Source organism: SAR324 cluster bacterium, from assembly GCA_029245725.1.
Classification (GTDB): domain Bacteria; phylum SAR324; class SAR324; order SAR324; family NAC60-12; genus JCVI-SCAAA005.
The window spans coordinates 1-3,130 of sequence record JAQWOT010000130.1 but is presented as its reverse complement, the minus strand read 5'-3'; the positions used below and the strand labels follow the sequence as shown (position 1 = coordinate 3,130).

5 protein-coding genes are annotated in these 3,130 nt (G+C 48.8%); all 5 read right to left on the bottom strand.

From position 1 onward, the window contains the following. A partial coding sequence (locus P8O70_05865; protein MDG2196403.1) for a dioxygenase occupies positions 1-215 on the bottom strand: 215 nt, incomplete at its 3' end. 34 nt (positions 216-249) lie between these two features. Beyond that, positions 250-1,470, bottom strand: coding sequence for an FAD-dependent oxidoreductase (locus P8O70_05860; GenBank protein ID MDG2196402.1), 1,221 nt, complete (start codon positions 1,468-1,470; stop codon positions 250-252). A gap of 15 nt (positions 1,471-1,485) precedes the next feature. Continuing rightward, positions 1,486-1,800 (bottom strand): MocE family 2Fe-2S type ferredoxin, encoded by a 315-nt coding sequence (locus P8O70_05855; protein MDG2196401.1) that lies wholly within the window; start codon positions 1,798-1,800, stop codon positions 1,486-1,488. A 29-nt stretch (positions 1,801-1,829) separates the two neighbouring features. After that, entirely contained in the window at positions 1,830-2,624 is a 795-nt protein-coding gene (locus P8O70_05850; GenBank protein MDG2196400.1) for a TIM barrel protein, read from the bottom strand. Between the two features lie 162 nt (positions 2,625-2,786). Continuing rightward, the coding region (locus P8O70_05845; GenBank protein ID MDG2196399.1) for a hypothetical protein at positions 2,787-3,130 on the bottom strand (344 nt) is incomplete at its 5' end.

The window sequence follows — 3,130 nt, the reverse complement described above, 5'->3', positions numbered from 1 at the left end:
AACAGAGCTTTGTAGTCGTAAAGCAGTGGGGGATTGGAGTGATGCATAATCTGGATCACACTGGCCTCCCAGTGGGCGCTGATGACCAGAATTTGTTTAGGTGCTTCCATGTCCTGAGAGAGCTGCCGCAGATGCTGAATCAACTCTACATGATTGGGGTCGCTCAGCAAGGGTAGTGGGCCTCCCCCATGAGAGAGGAAAACGACCTGAGTCATTTAAAGATTTAAGGAGATGGGTGGAGTTTGCGGGTCAGCTCTTCAAGAGCTTCTTGAGATTCAGATTGGGATCGGAGAGTTCAGCTGGATTCATCGTTTTTTGGGTAGCAATCAACATTTCGGCTAGACGAATATCTTTGGTGACACTGTTGCCAGCTCCTACTCCAGCCGCCGAAACCAACTTTTCCTGATCATTCAACCCGAAATAGATCGTTACTCCATCCAGCCGGGTTCGTGGGATGACTCGCTTTGCAAAAGAAGGGAGCCATGCCACCTGCAAACTGAGTTCAAACTGATCACTCCAGAACCATGGGACAGCGCTGAATTCCTTAGTTTCCCCCAAAAGATTCTGCACAGCGCACTCTGCTTGATCTCGGGCGCAACGCCACATCTCCAGACTCATACGCTGCTGCTCATACAGAGGATGAGGAAAGGAGCAACAATCACCTACCGCATAAATATCTGGATCTGAGGTCTGCTGGAAAGCATTGACAGAAACCCCGTTCTCTATATCCAAGCCCGCTGCTTCTGCCAAAGCAACTTCAGGGACAGCACTAATACCTGCTACGACCAGATCACCTGAAATGGACTCAACATTCTTCAATTCAATGGTGTAGCCGCTTTTCAAAGCTTGGATCTGATCCAGTTTGACATCACATCGAATCTCTACACCCTGCTGCTTGTGTTCAGAGGCAACGACCTCCGCTACCTCAGCCGGTACAGCACGTCCAAGGATTCTTGGTGCAATCTCCAAAACGGTCACTTGACAGCCTACCTTTCGAGCACTGGCCGCCAATTCTAAGCCAATGAAACCAGCACCAATCAGAATCAGGTGTTTGCCTGTAGCAAGCAAGGAACGAAACGCAAGGGTCTCGTCCAGATTACGTAAAACAAGAGTGTGCTCACTGCCAGTGCAGGTCAGTCTGCGAGCGCTCGCTCCTGTGGCAAGCAATAATTTATCGTAAGGAAGGAACTCATTGTTTTGGAGTCTGAGCCGATGGGATTGACGGTCAATCTCAGCGACCTGGCTACCCTGTAGAAATCGGATTTGGAGTTCTTGCAGCTGCTCGGCAGAAGACAATAAGGGAGGTGAATTGCCTTCGGTGAGTACAGCCTTGGAAAGGGGAGGGTGTTCGTATGGTGTGTGGGGTTCCTGGCCAATCAAAACGATCTCACCATCCCAGCCGCGTTCTTGCAAATGAAGGGCAGTTCGGGTGTCCGCTTCACTCGCACCAATGATCGTGAGGGACTCCATCAGACTACCTTTGCTTTACAAGCTGATAAATACGAGACCGTCTTCTACCTTCACAGGATAAGTCTGTAGATTCACGCAAACGGGAGCTCCCAATGCGCTGCCATCGGTGTAGTCAAACCTACCGTTGTGCTTTGGGCATTCGATGACATTGTCCATCACGAGCCCATCCGCCAGATGAATTTTTTCATGAGTACACAAACCATCGGTAGCGTAGTATTCATCATCTGGGGAACGATAGACCGCAAAGGTTCGATCACCATGATCAAAACGAATCACATCTTCTTCTTCAATATCATCAGCAGCACAGACTAGAACCCATTCGGTCATGATGTCCTTGTATCGGTATTTACATTCTTGAATTAACGAGCGTCAGCAATTGTGAATGCCTTTTGAAATGCTTCAATTGCCTCTTCAGGATCACCAGATGCGTACGCTTCCATGGCAATAGGTCCTAGGTAGCCCATTTGATAGAGAGCTTCGGCAATCTTTGGGTAATTGATTTCTCCAGTTCCTGGTTCCTTCCGACCTGGTACATCGGCAACTTGGATTTCACCAATGTAGGGCAGGCATTTTCGGCACATTTCAATCAGGTTTCCTTCGCCAATCTGCACATGATACAAATCCAGATTGAGCGTCAAATTGGGGCGGTTGACCGCAGCAACCAAAGCTAGAGTGTCTTCCGCCAAAGCGAATGGTACTCCTGGGTGGTCCACTGGTAGGTTCAGATTTTCAAGAGCAAAGACGACTCCCTCTTTGTCAGCCAGGTCTGCGACATGATTCAGCGTGTCCACAGCTTTCAGCCACATCGCTCCAGTCACGGTTTCACAAGGTTGTACTGGCAATCCTCCCTCACCCAAACCGGTTCCATGGAGGTTCAGTCGATCCACGTTGAGTCGCTTCCCAACAACAATGGTCTCTTTTGCTGTAGCAAGGAGTTCTTCTGCTCCCTCATCGTCAGCAAGACGTCCTCGCAGGTAGCCATTCATGATTGAAAAATTGGCCTTGGTTTTCTCCAGCTTGTCCAGATCATGAGCTGGCCAATTCCATAACCCCACAGCAAATCCCATTTCCGTCAACTTGCTCACACGCCACTCAATCGGCTTATCTTGCCAGAGCATTTCGGCACAGACTGCCAGTGGGAATTGATAGGGCATATTTTTTCTTTTGATTGGCTGTTGTAAAAACTGAACCAAGGAATCGTTTCAGTCAAACTTTTCTCCCACTCCAGCCTGACTGGGGAGAGTGCGAAATGCTGAGTTGGATTCTGGAAGATGTGAACTGAGATTGGTTTCTTGGGGTTGTGAAGCTAGCTTCTTTCAATGCTTAATAACTTCGGGAGACGCTGGCCTCAACCCCGATCGAACCAAGGATTCCCAACATTGAATCGGTGATGAATTGAGAATCGTCTCTAGATCAGCTCTTAATTCAATGATGGAGGTGGAAGGAGTTTCCTCAAAAGCTCTCAAGTGAGCAAGTCGGCTGAGCGCATCCATTGCGAAACCCATAGAGATCACATTCTGGTCTTCTCGGATGATTTTCTTAAGTTCCTCTAGCAAAGAGTCTAGATTTTCACCGAGTACTTCCTCTCCATGAGAGCAGAGCATCACTAGAGCCCACAGGACGTTCTCACGAACTGCTGAGCGGACAGGTGCAAATCTCT

What these genes read in the sequence shown, in the direction of transcription:
- P8O70_05860 (MDG2196402.1), bottom strand. Translation starts at nt 1,470, where the DNA reads ATGGAGTCCCTCACGATCATTGGTGCGAGTGAAGCGGACACCCGAACT.
- P8O70_05850 (MDG2196400.1), bottom strand. Translation starts at nt 2,624, where the DNA reads ATGCCCTATCAATTCCCACTGGCAGTCTGTGCCGAAATGCTCTGGCAA.